The sequence below is a fragment of the Halonotius sp. GCM10025705 genome, assembly GCF_042662885.1.
Lineage (GTDB): Archaea > Halobacteriota > Halobacteria > Halobacteriales > Haloferacaceae > Halonotius > Halonotius aquaticus.
In genome coordinates this window covers 46,917-64,301 of the sequence record NZ_JBHSZD010000002.1, presented here as the reverse complement: position 1 = coordinate 64,301, position 17,385 = coordinate 46,917, and the positions used below count along the sequence as shown (strand labels likewise).

The window sequence follows — 17,385 nt, the reverse complement described above, 5'->3', positions numbered from 1 at the left end:
TGTTAGATCAATTTCGTTTCCGTTAATAATATTACCTCGCGAAGGTCGAGGATATACAATCAGAGAATATGGCTACTGAACGGACTCAATCTGGAAAAGAATTCCTTGCGGAGTTAGCCCGTGGAGGCTTTGCTGAGAGCCTAACCCCGCATCAGCGGCGGCAGATTCATATTTCGACTGATCTCGATGAATTCCTCATCAATTCCCTCGAAAAGGGCAAACAGGTAGTTCTCACTGGGAACCCTGGTGACGGCAAAACACAACATATTCTGATGCGCCAGGATCAGTACCCACCGGAAGACTACTACTATCTCCTTGACGCGTCCGAGTATGCCGACTACACGGAGTTACTCGATGAGTGGAGCGAAGCATATACTGATGATAAACCGGGGGTTCTGGCGATCAACGATGGCCCACTGTACGAGATGGCAACATCACACAGTGATGAGTATGACTTCCTGCAGACGGTGAAACGCCAACTCGAAAACCAGATTGTGTACAGCGACTCGGATACGCCCAATATCGATTTCTCTGATCTTGTCGTCGTCGACCTGAATAATCGGGATGTGTTGTCGCCAGGTATTGTGACCCGCGCAGTACGCAATTTTGTTAATAAATTCGCACTTGAAGGGCACGATCACTCTGGCCAATGTCACATCCAGTATAATGCGGAGAAAATGCAAAACGACCGGATTCAGGAGAATCTCATTGACTTCCTTACTGAACTCGGAAATTACGAAGTACACACAACGGTACGGGATCTGCTAAATTTCCTCTGTTACATCCTGACTGCAGGTCTGAAAGAGTGTCAGACCAAATTTGGCGAGGAACTCAAATACTATAACCTGGCGTTTGAAGGGTCGGGGGAGTCTTCGACCTTGCTCGACAGAAATTTGACTCACCTGAGTTGGTGCATCCCTTCGTTGATAGTCGGCTCTGGGCAGTATCAGAACAGGAGGCTGATTTCGCCGATCGAGATGACGCGGCAGAAGTTGTTGAACCACTATACAACCGGAAGAAACGTCAGTTCCTCTTTGAGGATGAACAGCTCGGAATTGATTACGAGAGCCGGCAACTCTTCCAGAACATCGAGTATGATTTCCTCCACCACCGGAACGGAATGTCGAAGAAGGGGACTAAGGAACAGTTGGTGAAGATGTTGAATGGATACTTCCGGCCCAACAGTTCCACTCGATCGGAACTCCAACTCTGGCTTTCGCACAACTACCGATCGAAGAGTTCCCTTGCGCTTGTCTCCCGGACAAATGTCGATAAGTCTGATTTAGAGATTCAAGAACCCAAACTTCACCCCAAAATTGCCGACGCAATCTCGTATACGAATAGTCACACAGCACTGGAGTACGTCGCAAACGAGATCCCAATTCGGCTAAAAGTAACTCGATCACTGTACCAATCGCTTGGCGCATTGGATGCAAATATCCCTTACACACTGCGGAGTCGGGATGTCGAACAACAGATCCTGGAATTCATGGAAGAAGTCGAATACCACGAAACGTACAGCGAAGAGGCAGGCCTTGTCTCAGTGAAGGACACCGAGACTGGCAGGGTTGAAGACGTTGACGTCAACGACGGGGTGTATAGATAATGGCGATGGAACTGAATAAAATAAACGGGGACGCATCAAAATGGGCATTCGGGTTCAAAGCGACGAGCCGATCGATAAAACCCGTCCACGTTGCCCAGGTCTTGTTTAGTCACTCACTCGGCCACGTTCACACCCCGGATGAATTATTCAAGTTTGTCGAAAAGCCGGGGAAGACACCGTCTGAGGAACTACCAGACGAGATCAAGGAAAAGTTCGAGATCGACCCCCGGAAGCGAGACGAGCGACTTGATCAGCTCAGACAGACACTTCGTAAAGTCCTCGCAAACGATAACGCACTCTATGCCTCACAGCGCGGCTCAGCGCCGACATGTACCAGCGACTGGTTCGTCATCAATCCTACTGCTGGCGTCTCTGTCGGACGGTTCCTCCATCATTTAACGACTGAATCAGAGGGCGATATCGAAAAGAAACTCAACTATCAACTGACTGACCACCACGACAGCGTCTCAGTACTCTTCCGGCCACTCGTCAAAGATGCCGAAAAAGACTCAGCAACGGTCAAATCGTGGGAGGGGCCAGACGCTGACGATCCACTCGATGAAGGAAAAACCGGATTTGCGCTTGCAGAAGGGTTCGGAACAATGAGTGAGCATCTCAAGCCCCCAAAGGGCGGCGCAACAAACTATCCACGCGATCTCCGGCGGGTTGTGAAATTTGGTGGGTTCGCCCTGTATCTCTACATGGCGAACCGGCACAACGAGATTCGGGATGAAGAGAACGCTCGAGATAGCCGACTCCCACTCGTGTTCAACTACACGGGGAAAGAAGACGGTCCAGTTGCTGAAGCCAGTCTCGAATGCTACGATGCGGTCGACTCGGCTGTTCAGTCCGCTTCACGACTCGGAATCGAGGCAGAATTGGATAGACGCGGATACCGTGACAAAAGTGAATACGATGAGTCCAGGATCATCGAGAAAATCGAGAATCGGGAGTTGCTTGAATTAAACCGGAAAAGCGACGCCAAACTGGATGAGGATTACGAGACGTTCCGCTATTTGTTCGACGGTGATCCAGCTGAAGATGTCTTCGATCGCCTCGTGAACTCGGTGGATGACGCGATCCATCAGTCTCGATTTAAGACCTACACCCCAGTGGACACGATCCAAACGTTCGGATGGCGGTCGGGGCTACTGAAACCCCGCGGCAACCGGGCAAACGAACGACGGTTCTCGCCGGATCCAGAGGTTCTCGAATCGATTATTCTGTCGTTGTTAGAACCAAGCGAACAGATCTCACTACCGGAGCTCTGTCAGCGGCTTCGGTTGAGATATGGGATCATCGTCGGTGGGACTGAGTCGGATCGGGATCATCTGACAGGGTGGGATATTTCGATTGGAACGAGTGCCGTTGAAAGTGACCCACTATCAAACCGAAACTACGAGGGATTCAAGCAAGCAGTCATCGATCTTGGGTTCGCTCAAGAATACGCTGATGGCGTTACCATCGTCTCTACCACAGCACAATGAGATTACGAGACCTACCTCCTTCGGAGCAGAGTGAAGACCAGGAGTCGAGCCGTGAAGAACAGAGCCGAATCCTCCTCGGAGAGGCATATGGGGTGACTGTTGCCACAACCATCGAAGACAAACAACTTGGAGTGATGGTGGAGTCGCCACCTGAGTTCGAAGCTGAAACGATGGTCGATGCCTTGGATGAGAAATCAAATTTGACGGTCGGGTTGGCGATGGTCGGCCTTTCAGAGATTGACTTCGATTCGCTCTCTGCAACCTGTGCGGAGACATCTATCCGGGCTACTGACGAACTCTCGACAGCGATTAAGTGGCGGAACGGAACGCAAACCGAGTTCGAATGGGATGGGAACATCACGCCCGATAGAATCGTCGTAATGGTTCGAGGTGATCCTCCAAAGCTGGGGTCGCTTCACCGACTCTCGAGTTTGCCGCCGGGCGAAGTTCGGAAAACGATCTGTGCGCTCATGGCAAAGCGTGATGAATACGCCGGTAACCAGCCGTCACAAGCGGTTTGGAGCGCGCTCGAGAGTGATATCGGTGCCAATCTTGATCTTCGAGCGATTGCACGGTACGCAGTTAGTTGCCTGAAATCAACCGATCAGGATTCGATTGATGCCCTTGGGGAAGAATTGGATACATTAGGGCTATTTACGGATTCCCAGTTACTCGAGGATTCATCCGAGGTCGGAGGACGTCTACGAAAGAACGCTGAACTCCTTAACAGAGCAGTTCACGTCACGAACCGTGACCGAAAACGACTGATAAACAGCATCCGAAGATCAAAAGACGATGACCAGACAGAGCAAGCTCAATTCATCGAACGTCTTCGGCGGTTCCAACGGACTAGCAACGATGATCTACTTAGTGAGTTGGAGTTTGATCGTGTCCGTGATGCGTTCAGTACGACCTCCAAGCGAATTCCCGCGACACCTAGTTCAGACGACGATGGTGGGGAAGAAGATGGATCGACCGATGTCGACGACGGCGGCGGCGACGATGGGGGCTCCAGCCGGGGACGGAGCAAGTATATTCGCCGGAACGATGACTCGAGCGTCGGTGTCGAATTGACATTCAATGACCGTGAAGAGGAACTGAGTTCCCTGTCGCGTAATCTCGACGACGAGATCGAGGATGCTGTTGAAAAGAACGAGAAAACGGTTGAGCTTGATTACGGCGACGACAACAAACTAGAGATCGATACAGATTCTGACTTCTACCACTTCCTGAATACGTTCGTCACTGAGGATCGGTTTGGCGGCATTATTCGAGGTGGTGAATCACGCGAACAGGTCATTACCGACTACACGACACTCGATGTGGACTACTTCGAGGTGGATGAAGAGGATGGGAGCTTCCAGAAGCTCCGATCATTCGCCGAACGAAACGAAGACTTCCAGTCCATCGTCGACTCGCTAGATGAGTATATTGAGTCACGGGAGCAACTGATTGATTCACTGCCGTCCCTCGTCCATAGCCCGCTGCTTAAGCTGCTTGGGGATGAGAACCTCCTTGAGGCAGCTGACGAATATCTCGAACACTACCGCACGACACAGAATAAACTCGATAAAAAATATCGCGCGCTGCAGGAAGCAAGTGCCCAGGGGGCACCGCGCTTGCTGGCTGATTTTCTCCTTCTCGATACTGTCGTCCTCGATATGGATAGCGGGCGAGAGCTGGTTCTCTCGCCGCTGCATCCGCTCCACCTCTGGAAGTATGTTGAACTCGCAAAAGAGGCACAGGAGCGGGAATCCGAACTTTCTGATGAGGACAAAGAGTTCCTGCGGGAAACAGTCGAGGAACAGCCGCATGTGCTCTCTAATATCACCGTCGGCGGTGGTCGGCTCCTTCAAGAGGAAACCTACTTCATTCAGTCCGCGGAGGAGGGGACTCTCCCCGTATACACCGAAGCTGATCGAGCAGAACCAGGTGACAACCAGTACCTCTGGGAGTACCTCGTTGAGAAGTTCACTGCCGCGTACCCGCCAGCAGAACGGCATCTGAAAATAACGGTTGTCGACCCGATCAAGCCATATCAGTTGTTGACCTCGATTGTAGACGCAACTGATCGTGGGGTCCTCAGTGGGGCAACCGTCGAGTTCGTCTACATTGACGGGGAACAGAAGAGCATTCTCTCTGAGACGACTGCTAGTGAGGAAGAATCGATAATCAACCTATTCGGGCCGGAAGGAGACGCAAACTCCTTCAATATACTCACGAAGGAGTGCGTCCACTACGAAGCCTTTGTCGACTACCTCACTGATCATCAGCGCCACATCGCTGTTATCAACGACCAGTCGTCGTTCTTCATCGAGGAGTTCGAGCGAGATATGAATACCTCGATCAATCCGCTATACGTCCCCAAGGAATACAAATACGACGCGTTTGAGGATGAGATCAACATCAGTCCATCCACAGAGGGGGAACTGTTCTCCGAGTACCAGAACCTCGTTAACCAGCGGAACAGTACGCGGCAAACGCTGCATAAAGCCGGTGTCCACGAACTGACGATTGAAGAGGATCTCGTCCACCAAATCGAAGATCACTCAATCTGGACCTGTCTTTCGACGCCGTCAATGAACTCCGATCCCTTCTGGGAAGAGGACTTGATATCGAAAGAGCGGCGTGGTGACAGAGACTACGCCATCTATTCGAAAGATCTCGACCTATTTACGCGAACACTACAGCGGATCCTGAACGAATATCCGATTGCACCTGACAAAGCAGATGTCGAACGAGTTGCTTCCCGAATCGCGAATACCGAGCGAAGTGGCCTGCTTCGGTTGATTACCGAAGAAACGATCGGGAGCCAACAGTCACGGAACTCGAAGGGACTCCTCGGGGCAATCATCGCCGTCCACTGGCTGGAGGAAACGTACGAGGAGCCCAAACTGATCTTCTCCATCGACGACCCACGGACACGCAAATGGCTGAATTTCGGCGATATGAGTCGACGGGCAGACTTCATCGTCCTGCAACCGGACGACGAGAACGGGCTCGAGATGGAGATCGTCGAAGTCAAATCGTTGGATGAGCCCAACCAGGCCTTCGAAGTCAATGACGGCGAAGTCTCAGGCGACGCGGTTGAGCAATTAACGAAGACAACGAACACGATCCGCAGTCTGTTTGAAGGCGAAGACAACATCACGACTCCGCCACGTAGAGAAGCACTCCGTGAGCAACTCTACTATGAGTTAATCGGCCGGGATGTTTCTGGAAACAAAAACGAGTGGGTTGAACGCATTAACAACGTCTTCCGAGGCGATGAGCAACTCACCGTAACGTCGCGGATCACGTCCGTTGAGATCAACAATCAGAACGCGAGTGAATCGACGGAGAACTGTGTCACAGACGAAATGAAATCGGTCAAAGTGACTCGCCTCCCGAAAGACACGATCGTCCGCCTCCTGATGAACGGCACTGACGACTTCGAGGAAGAAGTCAATGAAGAGGCTGACGGTGACGGTATCGTCAGGGAAACAACGGAAGACGAGACAGAAGAGGAATCAGGCGATGAACCAGAGACGGCAACTGGTGAAAAACCAGCTTCCGCGATAAGTAATGAAGATGCCGCTGAAGATGAGGGCCAGTCTGCAGATGAATCGACAGTCGAGTTTGGCGATCCCGAAGCGTACGCCGACCAAGTCGAGTCCCTGAAACGCGCACTTCATGACTTCAGCATCGACATCGACGGAATCGACACCGACGAAGTGGAGGTCGGTCCAAACCTCGTCCGGTATAAGATCGAGTTAGCGAGTGGTCAGGGGCAAGGGGCAATCGAGAGTAGTTCTGAAGACATTGCTCGAGAGATGGCACTCGAGCGAGAGCCACACGTTCATCGCCTGCCCGGAACGCAGTACGTCGCCGTCGACGTCCCCCGAGAAGAGACAGCCATTGTCCCAATTGAGAGCTATCTGCCCGATCTCCCAGGCCGCGAAGAGTTGACGGTGAGTGAACTACCGTTCATCGCCGGCGTCGAACCTGCCGGGACGAGCCATGTCGCCTACCTCGATGAGGCGCCACACATGCTCGTCGGCGGGACAACTGGAAGTGGAAAGACCGTCTTCCTGTATTCCATTCTATCCTGTTTCCTCCAGCGGTTCGACACTGATGAGTTACGGCTGGCGATCGTCGATCCGAAGCTGACCAACTTCATGTTCTGCAATCAACTCCCGAACCTAGAACATGATCAGGTGATTACGGAGAGTCAAGACGCCGCTGAGTTGTTCAGTTGGATCACTGAGGAGGAGATCCCCCGCCGAACCAAGCTCTTGGGCGAAAGCGGTAGCATCGACATCAAAGATCATAACGAGCGTGCTGACGAACCGCTTCGGCCACTCGTTGTATTGATCGATGAATACGCAGACCTCATCGACAGCCTCGGCGACGAGAGCAACGAGTTCGAGACAAATGTCCGCCGCATCGCACAGAAAGCTCGTAGCGTCGGTATTCATCTCGTAATCTCCACTCAGCGGCCGAGTGCGAAGATTATCGACACCGATCTGCGGGCGAATCTTGACATGCGAGTGGCCTTCCGACTCCCGTCGGCGTCTGACTCGCAAGTCATCCTAGATGAATCCGGAGCAGAGGATCTTGGCGGGGACGGTGACATGCTGTTCAAAGAAACGGACAACGTCACACGACTGCAGGGAACGTTTGTTGAACCAGATTACCTACGAGATCTGGTAGACGACATCTCGTGACGATTTCTGACCATTTACCGATTCGTCTAGACAACTTCAGGAATCTGCGGCTTCCCGATGTAAGCTTTCTGTTGCAGCACGGTTTTAATCCGATGTTCATTGAGAGCGTCTGAACCGAATTCTGATTTGATACGGCGTCTGGTTTCCGCGCATAGGTTTCACACTCGGTGAATTTGCGGAATATTTCTCTGACAACCGGCTTTTCATCTGCATCAACAGTCAACCATCCATTATCGGTTTCAGTGTATCCCCAGGGTACGCTTGGTGACGAACACGTCCAATTATTTGTCTTATCGATGAACGGGTCAAAAAGAATCCGAATATCAAGTTTCTCGACAACTTCTCTTAGTTGCTCAATTTGGCCCTTAATCTACCTGAGTCGATCTCGTCACCGTCTTCCTCATCGTCACTGTCGCTGTCATCGTCTTCAGTTTGTCCTTCACTACTTACCCGAGCATAGATCATCCCGACCAGTCGGTCGTCTTCATCTCCCATGTCAGGCTCATCGCTATCACCACCGTCGCGGGTATCACCATCTTCGGGATCATCAGATTCGTCAGGGTGCCTGTCTCTGGTTTTTTAATAGATGGTTTGTCTGCGGTTTTATTACCAAAGCAATTCAGTTCCTCTTGATTGCTATTAGATCCATTTTCGCTGTTGATTGAATCTAGTCTAAATTTGATCTGCGGTTTCAACCATTGGCCAAATCTGATAAATATCCTAAGGAGCGGCGGCTCAACACCGATTGTTATCTATCAGAGTCACCTTGCCAATGTATGGTACATGATCACACAACTTATCAAATATATTTTATAATGGATCAATACAAAATTTTATATTAGGCGTTGTTAAGATACCATGTGAGGTATTGATGAACACACAACAGGTTCTGGGTGTGATAGTAAATGGGTGAAATGTCGATCCCATTTGCGCTGGATCCGCATGGTAGAGAGGTTCCGATTAAAGAGGCAATCCGGTTTAAAACAAATTATTATACCTGTCCTGAGTGCGAAAAAATCGTTAACCCTAGAAAAGGTGAAAAACGCCAATACTTCGCTCACAAACAAGGAGAATTAGAGGAGGTAGAGTGCGAACTATCATCTGATCAAGATGTTGAGCGGATGGTTGACGAGCTACGAACCTCTGACGTTGAGCAAGAGGAATCTCAAAACCTCATACGCACCTACGTTGGAGAACAACCAGGAGGAAGTCATCGACTCTTTGGCGTTATTCCCTCAATTGATCGGGATCAACTCCCTCCTGGCACCGATGTTGATGACCTCATTGACCAATGTGAAATCCCATCCACCGTAGGGATCAAACATCCTCCCACCCCCAGAAGCTTTCACCCCTCTGAGCCAGAAGTGATCTTTGAATTGGATCCACAAGCCGATCGCTATCAACTCTCTTTTTCAGGGCCTGGATTGGTGAGTAACTTAGACGGTGAATGGACGACCGGTCTACTCCAAGATGGGGATCTATTTGTCGGCGACCAGACGCGAGCTCGCAGATTTACCTCGAATCGACAGGTGAAAAATGGGGAGTGGGTCTACATTGTTACTGACTCGAACCCACCAGATCACAACCAGGTGGTGTCCGTGCACTCTCTCGGAGAATGGACACTATTGGCGTTCCCAGCGCGACCGGAGACTGAAAACCTACTGGAAGATTACGGAACCGGTCTCCGGGCCGACGATTACGGGTTTGAAGCCGATGTGTTGTTACCAGCTGACGCACACCCAACAGCAGATAAACCAATCATCGCAAGCCCCAGAGCCACGGTTCTGATTGCAGTGACTCCAGCTGAAGAGTTGGATCCTGTTTTTGAGATCGTCTCGATACCAAAACGAGAGGGAGACACTGTAGAGTTAGATCAGACAGGTCCAGGTAACACTCGATTCTACAAAACAACCGTCCCACAGCAGGGTTCGAAACGGATCAGTGTCCACCAGCGCAACTCGAGTAGGCACCGACTTATCCACCTGCATGCAGATGACCAGGACACGGAGTCGATCCCTGATCAATTAGTAGATGCTGAAATTGGGTTGTTATATTCCGATGGTGAGACTGAGACAATTGTCTCACCGATCGGTGATCAAAACTGCTTAAAGATTGAGTCGGAGGTTTCACCGGTGTCGCTCCCATCGGCCATCGAATACCATGGCCCTGCGGGTTTGGAGGTTGAAGTAACGGCTTATTTCCCAGATTCTCACTCCGAGGCACCGTTCATTAGGCGCTCACCAGGATCCCTTGAGAGCGTCCTTCCGAACGTCGGTCATTGGGTGACCCAAGGCTGCAAAGAGGCTGAATTCACCTTTGATGGACTCGGGTCGGTGGCCCTCCAGTTCACACAAAACATGGAGTCAGCGACAGGAGGCGGTGATCAGTGATGACGCTTTCATCTGGGGATCGGTTTTCAGGCGAGTTGAAGATCACGCGAAATGGAACTGGGAGTGTAAGAGTCGGCAATGAAACGATTTCAGTCGGCCCCGTTACGTGTGAAGAAGGTACAGAAGTAGAACTCAAGTATCTTGGAGAGCGGGACTTGGAGAATATGGATGTGAGTTATGCTATCTGTCTCTCTCAAGATGCAATCGACACGAAAGAATACAGTGAGTATCTTGACCAAATCATCGATATTCTCACGCCTGATGGAACACCTCACGTTGGCTCTATCACCTATGTCAGACTCACCGACATTGACTCCGATGGTGTTGGCCATGCAACAGCCGGGGAGTCAGAATTGATTGTCGGCCCAACGACAGCCGATATCGATGATTTCGTTCAAGTCGAGGTCATAACCGATACTCACGCGAAAATATTAGATAAGGGACTCTGGGGTGATGAGTATGAGACCCGCTTCTGGATTCTCTCTGGCCAAATCGATAAACTCCCAATTGCGGTCGAAGAAGAATATACCACAGCGGTAGCCGAATTTGACGACGAGACTCGAATCTGTTACGTAAAGAATATCCCTATCAGAGTCGCGGAATGTGACGCCAAACTTGGACAAAAACTGGACGTTGAGATAACAGGGTTCGAAGCTGGTGCAGCAATTGGCGAGGTTATCGAGGTCTATGATGAGGTCGTGAGGACTAACAATCCAGGCCATTGGGCGCGGATGCAATGGCTCCGAGATGCCGGCTTCGATGATCCACCGCTCCGAACAGTCGCCGCCGACTTCATCGGGCTTCCCGAGGAGTACCTTCCCTCTGACACTGAACGGTTACAGACCGCTTTGATTGGTGAAGCGATCCGATTATGTTTGGCTGATAAGGCTGAAGATAGCACAGAGACGTATCCCCGGGCCCACGTCACTGGAATTCACCATTGGATCACCCACAAATTAGCGGCCATTGTCGGCGATAGTGATGACGAAGATGACGACTGGTTCCGCGAAGTGCTTGATGAAGGAGATGGGCCGACACTTACATTCCAAGGGGACATAATCAAACTCTCCCAAGGGTACTATGCGAGCGGCCCCACTCGAGTAATCCCGGTTTCTGAGGGAACTAATATTCTCGTTTCAGGGCTGCCCAGCGAATACTTTGTGAAAAAAGGCCTGGACGTGGAACTTCGAGGGCTTTCGAGGGCGATCGTCGACGCGACAAAGGCGGATCTCCAAGCGCATGACATTCGAATCCAGTCCCAAGAAGCATATGTCGGACAATCGGTCAGTGAATACAATCGAGCCTACCTCCTTGATTTCATCAAGGGTAGTGAACTGAGTGAGTGGCAGGCAGGCGATGATTGGGAGGCCTTTGTCGGTAGCCGAGGATTCGGAATGGCGTGGGGTGAGGATCCACTGGAAATTACAATCGGTAACGACTTGAGAGTAAGCCTTTGGCGTGAACCAATAGAGTATGGTATGGATGAATACCACTTGCGAGTAATAGAAGACTCCGAGGTTGCAGGCCTCAGGGTTCCCCGTGGACAATTCAAAGCATTTAGTTTGGTGATCGAAGCCGTTGGTGAGATCCCACGAACCGTAGAAATTCTGGAAACGCCTGATAAGGACGCCGTCCAGTTAGCGAGCAGTTTCTCGCCACCACGAGCGCAATACCGGTGGTTGGCAGCGATTGGAGCGGACTTCCGTGGGTTCGAAAACAATCGCATCCACTGGATCATCCCCCAACAACCGTTGACTCCGTCAAAACCGTCTTTGAGCGGCTGCCGGTCGAAATTCGCGACGAACGCACACTTACCACAAATCCATGAAATCAATCAAAGAAGTATCCGAACAAGTTGAACAAGATCTCCAACGCTATATCGAATCCAACTACCACCTCCACCATCCTCGACTACTCAACGAACGGGAGCAATTAATGAACAGTGGTGAAACATCGACTGAGCCATGGGTCGAGGCGACGCCAACCTATGAAACCGGCGAGCAATTTAGCGACTTAGGGCTCCCACAGGAGATCGTCGACCTCCTCAAAGATCTTGAGGACGATGGGCTGGATATCTATGACCCGCCGTACAAACATCAAGCAGATGGGTTGCAATCATTCTTCAACGACGAAAAGGATCTCATCGTTTCGACGGGAACCGGTTCTGGAAAGACGGAGATATTCCTTTATTCTATCTTGGGGCAATTAGCACGAGAAGCACAGCGACATAATACGACTGACCAGCGAGGAGTTCGAACCCTGGTTCTCTATCCGATGAACGCGTTGGTTGCCGACCAACTGGCTCGGATGCGACAGTTGTTCGGTGATGAAAACGGACGGGAAACGCTCGCCGACCGGATGGGACGAACGGTACAGTTCGGCATGTATACTGGGCGCACACCCTACCACGGCGAATTTGATGTCGACAAGAATACGAATCGACTCACACCCGTTATCGATCGCTATCTCAATTTGAAAGAAGACCGTAGGGATTTGTACGATGAACTCGACGATATGGGCCGGATTCCCGCGAAGGATCTCGAAGGATTCAGGAGCAAAGGACAACTCCGTGAAACCCAATTCCGAACCCAACCTGGGGATGCAGAACTATACACGCGGCAGGAAATGCACGGCGAGGAGAACCCACACGGTGGGATCCCAGATGTCCTCATTACGAACTACTCGATGCTTGAGTACATGCTCTTGCGGCCGATTGAGCAACCCTTCTTTGAGGAGACAAAATCGTGGCTCGACGCTGATGATGCAAACGAATTGAATATCGTCTTAGACGAGGCGCATCTCTACCGCGGTGCCCAAGGAGCCGAAGTAGGACTGCTGCTGAGTCGGTTGTTGCAAAAACTAGGGTCTCCCGGGATCGCGTCCGGTATATCCTCACGAGTGCAACGATGGGCGATAATATTGAGGATGCAGCACCGGAGTTTGCTGCCCAACTCACTGCAGGCGAGGAAGACGACTTCGCTGTTATCGAAGGTAGTGAAGTGACGTATCCCGGTGGCTCACAAGCTGCTGAACGGACGGCCCAATTGTTGGAGACGATCGAATATACCTTGGATCCAGCCAAAATCCGCAATCTCGCAGCCGAACGAGACTGGGATCCCTATGAGGGAGATTCACCTGCAGAGCTTCGAAAATACCTCGGACAACAGCTCCCTTCAGACGAGTTGTTTGCGCAAGCGCATGAGTACCTGCAGGAGGCCCCACTCAAGTTATCCGAATTGGCAGACCAGCTGTTCGAAGACGTTGATTCCGAGGTGGCCGCTGAAGCGACCGGCAATTTCCTCTATTTGTGCACAGAGGCACAAACGAGCGACGACCAATCGCTCCTCCCAGCGCGACTGCACATGTTCCTCAAGGGGCTGCCGCGGCAATTCGCCTGTGTCAACCCTGAGTGTACTGAACGGCGTGCCACAGAGGGTGAGAACCTACTAGGCCGGTTCTATACAAGTCCGCAGGAGGAATGTGATTGTGGTGGTCGCGTGTTCGAATTGCTCAGTCACCGGACATGTGGGGCAGCTTATTTGCGTGCGTTCCGACGAGAGAATGCTACCACTGGCCCCACGTTCCTGTGGTCAGAAGAAGGCCAGTCAGATACGTTGGAAGAAGTCCATCTGTGTGTCGAGGAGCCCCGGCAAGAACAACAAGATGTTGCGCCACAACGGAAACTCGATATTTCGACCGGCCACCTTCTAGAAGATCGATTCGTTGACCATGACGCTCCTGAGCGGTATATTGACGTTCGGATTCCGCCAGAGGAGCCACCCTCGGATGGCCTCCCGTACAGTTGGACTCAATGTCCCGTCTGTGGGATCGAAGAACAATGGTACAATGAGCGAACCAAGATAATGGATCTCGAGACGAAGGGAGAAGAGCCCTTTGCCAACATCGTGCGGTCGATGTTCGGGATCCAACCCGCGAACACCGAGAAAGAGGATCTCCCAAACAAGGGGAAAAAAGTGCTCTGTTTTTCAGATGGCCGGCAAAAGGCAGCCCGCTTGGCGAGAGACGTCCAAGCCAACGTGGAGACCGACTCATTCAGGGAGGTCGTTGCGGATATTGTCAGTAGTCACGAGGGCACGATGACGATGGATCGACTTTATCGCGAGTTCGTCATCTATTGTCATGAGAACAATATCGTGTACTTCGACGACAGTGACGAATACTATTCGAGCGAGGGCGTCGAATACGAGGGCTCTCGAACCGTTTTACAGAATACGATCAATAATTTAGCAACGATCAGAGACCGATACGGGTTAGATGATATCACCGAAATCCCGGATCATCCGGCTGCCAAGACGGAACTGTCAAAACGGCCGCGACAGTTTGATTCTGTGCTCCTCAAATCCCTGGGTGACGAATATTTCTCTATCCCAGCCGCGCTCATCGGCTATCTCCGCCCAATCGACGAGAGTATGGAGGCGATCAAAGCCGAGTTGAGTGATATCGATCCAGATCTCCTCGAAGCGGCTGTCATCGAAACACTGTGGCAAGCGTGTCAGGAGCGGGCCTACGACCCAGAAATCAAACCGTTCCAACGAAGCCAGTCAACAACCTATGAATACTTCTCAGAGGCCAATCAGGGTCTTGAGTGGGATGAACTATTGCCTGATAACGTCCTCGAAATCCTGAGTGAGTCGCTCTCTGAGTCGGAGTTACAACAACTGCGGACAGCGTTGCTCAGTGATGATGGGCCATTCGTCTCAGCGGGTGACATGCAGTATATGGTGCACCCATCAAAAACAGTTTTAGAACTACAGTTAGACGACGATTGGTACCGCTGTCAAGGTTGCCATCAGTTTACGGCCGTCTCATTTGATGGCCATTGTCCACGCCCAGATTGTGGGGGCGCTGTTGAAACCGTCGGTAATGACGATCCACATCTCAATGCTAGGAAAAGCTTCTTACGTGAACCCCCTCGCCGGGTCGTCCAAGATGGCAAAGATCCGTTCACCCTCCGGTCTGAGGAACACTCAGCTCAGTTGACCGCCAAGGACAACTCTGAGGCGATGTCCCGATCTGAGGAGTATGAGTTACTCTTCCAGGATATCCTCGTCGGTGGGGAGACTGAGCAACCGATCGATGTTCTCAGTTGTACCACAACCATGGAGGTCGGGATTGATATTGGCAGTCTCACTGGCGTTGCGATGCGGACGGTGCCTCCCGCTCCGGAAAATTACGAACAACGAGCTGGGCGAGCCGGAAGGCGCGGAACCGGGCTGTCGACCATCTTCACATTCGCCGATAACTCCCCACATGAGACACGGTATTTCGAAGAGCCAGGCGATATGATCAGCGATCCGGGCACGGAACCGATCATCTACGCCGGGAACACGAAGATCGCCCAACGGCATGTGAATGCCTCACTCTTGGCTCGCTTTTTCGATGCCTCAGATATCGAATCCGGGGCGAGCGTCTTCGAATCACTTGGCACGGGAGCAGAATTCTTCGCCGGGAGTGGGGAATACACACACTCCGCCTTCGATACCTGGGTTCGGGAGGATGTCTTGACACCCGATTCACCAGTCGCCGCCAAAGTCGGCGCATTGTTACCGGAGGAACTCGGTGAGACACGATCCGACGATTGGCGGACGGACTTCGTCCAAGACGCAGCCGAAGACTTCCTTGATGATCTCACACAGTTACAACAGCACGGCGGATGGGATCCAGATGCTGACGGCGGTGAGGATCTACTGTCAGTGCTGTTGGACAGTGCGTTACTCCCGACCTTTTCGTTCCCGATTGATGTCTGCGATTTCGTCGTGAAGGGCGAAGACAAGCATACCGGTCAGCCGAAAACCCGCTATGAAATGTCTCGGGATATGAAGCAAGCTCTCTCGACATATGTCCCGGGTCGAGAGATCGTCGTCGACAAGAAGACGTTCGACTCATACGGTGTATTCTTCAAATTCGCAGACGATCAAATCAATCGTGCCAGTCACGTCGAGTGGGATGAGTTGCGATATCTCAACTTCTGTCCTGTCTGTGAGACTGTCTTTGATAACGAGGAGACAGATATGGCGGGCGAGGGTGATCCCTGTGCTGTCTGTGGTGAGACGGACATTGTGACGGTTCAAAAGTTCACGCCACCAGCATTTGCACCTGAGGTTAATCAGCAAAATCAACCAGAACAGAGTGGCCGGAATTCTGACGATCGGGTCTATGCAACGCCACCAAAGTACCCACTGACACCAACGTCTGATGACTCACAGCAAGACGACGCCTTGGAAGCGAAGAAATCTGTCGGGCCCTCTACAATCGGGAAGATGAGTGACGAACAGTTGATTGTCGCAAACTTCGGACCAGATGATGAGGGCTTCGATGTTTGTACAGAGTGTGGGGCTGTTGGGACAGACGGACTGAGTAATCCGCACAATCGACCATATCCTAAGGATATTAGACGGATGGATCTCTCTGAATACGATGACCAATGTAGCGGGGATACGGTGACGACAAGTTTCAGCCACTCATTCCCGAGTGACCTCACTGTTCTCCGGATTCCCCTAACGGATCCACTACACTTTGTGCCAGATGCCAATTGGTTCGAGTCGGCCGCCCAATCATTAGCTGAAGCCCTCGTGATGGGTGCCTCAGACGCCTTAGGCATCGAAGATGATGAACTTGAAGGCGGATTCCGAACCCGATCAGCTGATTTGATTGATGATGACAGGGCCAATGGATTAGTTGAAGTGTTCCTCTTCGATACCACGCCGGGTGGGGCTGGCTTCTCGGCAAAGGTCTACGATGAGTTTGATACCGTCATCGACACTGCAAGTCAAATTCTTACTGAGTGTGGGTGTGAATCGGCCTGCCATGAGTGTCTCCGCCGATATGATAATCGACACCTCCATGGGCTGTTGAATCGGTATCTCGGTGGCACGCTGTTAGAGTACGCCAAAGACGGAGCCATTCCAACACTTGAACCTGACCGTACGGACTCTTTGATTGACCGCCTTCGGCAGTCACTCCGGCTTCAGAATCCGGACATTGAGCTCACTTCGGTATCTGGACAGCACAACCGGTGGACGGTGTCCAACGGAAACGAGTCATTGACCTTCGGAGCCCGTAGTTGTCTCCGTGTATCGCAATCAGATCCCGATATGGCCTTTGATGTCTCGGATTACGAGTTGGCCAACGAGTTACCTGAGATTGCAACACGAATCTCTGAAGAACTCAGTTAA

At 51.6% G+C, this 17,385-nt stretch carries 8 protein-coding genes; 7 read left to right on the top strand and 1 reads right to left on the bottom strand.

Going from position 1 to position 17,385, the window contains the following annotated elements; translation table 11 throughout:
- Positions 1 to 68 precede the first annotated feature (68 nt).
- From ACFQJB_RS13375 to ACFQJB_RS13365, 3 genes are all read left to right on the top strand, one after another.
- The gene (locus ACFQJB_RS13375) at positions 69 to 1,154 is read left to right on the top strand and encodes a hypothetical protein (RefSeq protein ID WP_379728163.1); all 1,086 of its coding nucleotides are present in this window, start codon (positions 69 to 71) and stop codon (positions 1,152 to 1,154) included.
- 553 nt (positions 1,155 to 1,707) lie between these two features.
- Positions 1,708 to 3,093: a hypothetical protein gene (locus ACFQJB_RS13370; protein WP_379728161.1), complete on the top strand. Its 1,386-nt coding sequence runs from the start codon at positions 1,708 to 1,710 to the stop codon at positions 3,091 to 3,093.
- Positions 3,094 to 3,968: 875 nt separating this feature from the next.
- Positions 3,969 to 7,799 carry a DNA translocase FtsK gene (locus ACFQJB_RS13365; RefSeq protein ID WP_379728159.1) on the top strand — a complete coding sequence of 1,277 codons (3,831 nt, stop codon included), beginning with the start codon at positions 3,969 to 3,971 and terminating at the stop codon, positions 7,797 to 7,799.
- Positions 7,800 to 8,144: 345 nt separating this feature from the next.
- Here ACFQJB_RS13365 and ACFQJB_RS13360 read toward each other — a convergent pair whose 3' ends face one another.
- Entirely contained in the window at positions 8,145 to 8,294 is a 150-nt protein-coding gene (locus ACFQJB_RS13360; protein WP_379728157.1) for a hypothetical protein, read from the bottom strand.
- A 410-nt stretch (positions 8,295 to 8,704) separates the two neighbouring features.
- On the opposite strand from ACFQJB_RS13360, the gene ACFQJB_RS13355 reads away from it, so the two are divergent.
- The 4 genes from ACFQJB_RS13355 to ACFQJB_RS13340 are packed head-to-tail and all read left to right on the top strand — an operon-like array spanning position 8,705 to position 17,385.
- The gene (locus tag ACFQJB_RS13355; RefSeq protein ID WP_379728155.1) at positions 8,705 to 10,189 is read left to right on the top strand and encodes a hypothetical protein; all 1,485 of its coding nucleotides are present in this window, start codon (positions 8,705 to 8,707) and stop codon (positions 10,187 to 10,189) included.
- Positions 10,190 to 10,224: 35 nt separating this feature from the next.
- Entirely contained in the window at positions 10,225 to 12,048 is a 1,824-nt protein-coding gene (locus ACFQJB_RS13350) for a hypothetical protein (RefSeq protein WP_379728153.1), read from the top strand.
- On the top strand, positions 12,014 to 13,192 hold the full coding sequence (locus ACFQJB_RS13345; protein ID WP_379728151.1) for a DEAD/DEAH box helicase: 1,179 nt from the start codon (positions 12,014 to 12,016) through the stop codon (positions 13,190 to 13,192). The genes ACFQJB_RS13350 and ACFQJB_RS13345 overlap by 35 nt, the downstream gene beginning before the upstream one ends.
- On the top strand, positions 13,096 to 17,385 hold the full coding sequence (locus tag ACFQJB_RS13340) for a DUF1998 domain-containing protein (RefSeq protein ID WP_379728149.1): 4,290 nt from the start codon (positions 13,096 to 13,098) through the stop codon (positions 17,383 to 17,385). Before ACFQJB_RS13345 ends, ACFQJB_RS13340 begins: the two co-directional genes overlap by 97 nt.